2 protein-coding genes and 1 pseudogene are annotated in these 3,153 nt (G+C 63.9%); all 3 read left to right on the forward strand.

Annotation, left to right across the window (positions count from 1 at the left end; all coding sequences use genetic code 11):
* Nucleotides 1-286: pseudogene (locus tag VKM35_RS12275) on the forward strand (bifunctional aspartate kinase/diaminopimelate decarboxylase); the annotation flags it as partial.
* Between the two features lies 1 nt (nucleotide 287).
* Nucleotides 288-1,727, forward strand: coding sequence for a UDP-N-acetyl-alpha-D-muramoyl-L-alanyl-L-glutamate epimerase (murL, locus tag VKM35_RS12280; RefSeq protein ID WP_324321306.1), 1,440 nt, complete (start codon nucleotides 288-290; stop codon nucleotides 1,725-1,727).
* Nucleotides 1,708-3,087: a UDP-N-acetylmuramoyl-L-alanine--D-glutamate ligase gene (gene murD, locus VKM35_RS12285; protein ID WP_324321305.1), complete on the forward strand. Its 1,380-nt coding sequence runs from the start codon at nucleotides 1,708-1,710 to the stop codon at nucleotides 3,085-3,087. The genes murL and murD overlap by 20 nt, the downstream gene beginning before the upstream one ends.
* Nucleotides 3,088-3,153 lie beyond the last annotated feature (66 nt).

Consider the following 3,153-nt stretch of genomic DNA (forward strand, 5'->3'; position numbering starts at 1 on the left):
CATCGGTGTCGATGCCGGCATGAACGCGCTGATGCGTCCGGCGCTGTACAACGCCTGGCACGAGATCGTGAACCTGACGCGCCTCGATGACGCCGACGGTTTGCCGGCGGAAGTGGTTGGCCCGATCTGCGAAACCAGCGATGTGCTCGGTCGCCGCCGCGCATTGCCGGACGCGACGATCGAAGGGGACGTGCTGTTGATCGCCACCACCGGCGCCTACGGATTCGTGATGGCCAATCGTTACAACTTGCGGGCGTTGCCGGTCGAGGAAGTGTTGGATGTCTGAGATGAATTTCCAGCGCGAGACGATCCGCGCATTCCGTTTCGTCCGTTGCGAGTTCGCCGCCGTCAATGGCGAAGCGCGTCTGGTCTATGCCTTCGACGATGGCCCGGAACTGATCGAGATCGTGCGTTTCCCAGGCGCGCCATTTGTCTTGACGGAGGCGCGCGCCGCCGCGGTCGAGCAGGCGCTGCGCCTGCTGCACATGATCGCCGGCGTGAGTTATTACAAAGCGGCGGTACCGCCGGAAATCCGCATCGATTCGTATGGCATCGATGCCGATACCGCAGCGTTTCTCAACGGACTTTACGAGAACGGCCTCGGCGAATTCGCTTATCGCAACGGCTTGAGCCTGCGCGGGAAGATTCGCTTTCCCTCATCCGGCCCCCGGATCGAGTCCGGGGCAGGCTCTGCGGACCACCTTCCCCCCGGGGGAGAAGGTAATGGGCTCCCTCTCTCCCCGGGAGAAGGCCAGGGTGAGAGCAGCTCAACGAAGCAAGGCCTCAAACACCACGCCCTCGTCGCCATCGGCGGCGGCAAGGATTCGCTGGTGTCGATCGAAGCGCTGCGTGCCGCCAGCGTCGCACAGACAGTGACCTGGATCGGCAGTTCGCCGCTGATCAAGGCCTGCGCCGAACGCACCGGCCTGCCCACGCTCAACATCACCCGTACGCTGGCGCCGGCGTTGTTCGAGATCAACAAACTCGGCGCGCTCAACGGTCATATCCCGGTGACGGCGGTGAACTCGGCGATCCTCGCGCTCGCCGCGCTGTTCGTCGATGCCGACCAGGTCGTGTTTTCCAACGAGCGTTCTGCAAGTTACGGCAGCCTGATTCCCGGCACCGGCGAAGTGAATCACCAGTGGTCGAAGGGTTGGAGCTTCGAGCGTGATTTCGCTGCTTATCTCAAACGTCATGTTGCCGCGGACCTGAGCTACTACTCGCTGCTGCGACCGTTCTCGGAACTGGCGGTAGCGCGGCAGTTCGCGCGCATCGATCGCTACGACGGGCATTTTTCCAGCTGCAACCGCAATTTCCATATTCTCGGCGAGCGCCCGGCGCAGCGCTGGTGCGGCGTCTGCCCGAAATGCCATTTCGTGTTCCTGGCGTTGGCGCCGTTCATGCCCAAGCCACGCCTGCTCAATATCTTCGGCCGCAATCTTCTCGACGAACCCGAGCAGGCATCGGGCTTCGATGCGCTGCTGGAATTCCAGGATCACAAGCCGTTCGAATGTGTGGGCGAAGGCAAGGAGTCGCGTGCGGCGATGGCGGCGCTGGCCGACAGCGCCAGCTGGCGCGAGGACGCGCTGGTCGCGCGTTTCCGCCGCGAGATCCGTCCGCAGCTCATCGAGTCCGAGCTCGGTGTGGCGCCGCTGCTGGTAGCATCGGCCGAACACGGGATACCGGCGTCGCTCTGGGAGGCGTTGCGTGCAAATTTCGGAGCTTGAGGACAAGAAGGTGGCGATCTGGGGTTACGGTCGCGAAGGCCGCGCCGCACTCGCGGCATTGCGCTGGCGCCTGCCACGCCAGCCGATCACGGTGTTCTGCTCGGACGCGGAAGCGCCGCAATTGGCGGCAATGGAAGACCCCGGACTGACGATCGAAACCCAGGTCGACGGCAGCAAACTCGCCGCGTTCGACATCGTCATCAAGTCGCCCGGCATCAGTCCGTACACCTCACCGGCCGTGGATGCCGCGCTGCAGGGCACGAAGTTCGTCGGCGGTACCGCATTGTGGTTCGCCGAACATGGCGACGCGCGCACCGTCTGCGTGACTGGCACCAAGGGCAAAAGCACCGTCACCGCGTTGATCGCGCACCTGCTGCGTTCGGGCGGTCATCGCACTGCGCTCGCCGGCAACATCGGCCTTCCGCTTTTGGAATTGCTCGACGTCGAGCCGGAGCCGGAATTCTGGGCGATCGAACTGTCGAGCTACCAGACGCGCGAAGCCCTGCGCCCAAGCGTCGCGGTGGTGTTGAATTTCTTCCCCGAACATCTCGACTGGCATGGCACCGAAGCGCGCTATTTTCAGGACAAACTTGCGTTGGTCACCGAGGCCGCGCCGCGCATCGCCGTGCTCAATGCCGCCGATCCGCGTCTGGTTGGTTTGAGCGTGCCCGATTCAACGCGCGTGATCTGGTTCAACGATGGCGATGGCTGGCATCTGCGCGACACCGATCTGTATCGTGGCGAACAACGCGTGCTCGATACGCGTCGGCTACCGTTGCCGGGTCGGCACAATCGACTCAATCTTTGCGCGGCGCTGGCCGCAGTCGAAGCACTCGGTCTCGATGCCGTCGCGCTGGCGGCGCATGCGCAGCAGTTCAAGCCGTTGCCGCATCGCCTGCAGTTTCTCGGTGGACGCGATGGCCTGGATTTCGTCAACGATTCGATCAGCACCACGCCGCACGCCAGTCTCGCCGCGCTCGACTGCTACAAGGGCCGGCGCATCGCGATTCTCGTCGGCGGTTACGACCGCGGCGTGGATTGGGGCGTGTTCGCCGATCGCGTCGCCGTCGATCCGCCGAAGGTGATCATCACCATGGGCCAGAACGGCCCGCGCATTTTCGAGCGGCTCAAGCCGATCGCGCCGATGAGCCGCTTCCATCTCGCCGAAGCAGCCGAGTTGGAAGACGCGCTGCGCCTCGCCCGCGAATTGCTCGAGAACGATGGCCTGGTGCTGCTGTCACCGGGGGCGCCGAGTTTTCCGCGCTACAAGGATTACGTCGAACGCGGCCGGCATTTCGCCAAGGCGGCGGGTTTCGATCCCGAACAGATCAGCGCGATTCCTGGCCTCGGCATCTCGTAGCAGGCGCGATGCGTACGCCACGAAGACGCCGTTTTAACTTCCCGTCGCGATAATGCCCATACGTCC

The organism is Arenimonas sp. (assembly GCF_035312645.1).
GTDB lineage: Bacteria > Pseudomonadota > Gammaproteobacteria > Xanthomonadales > Xanthomonadaceae > Arenimonas.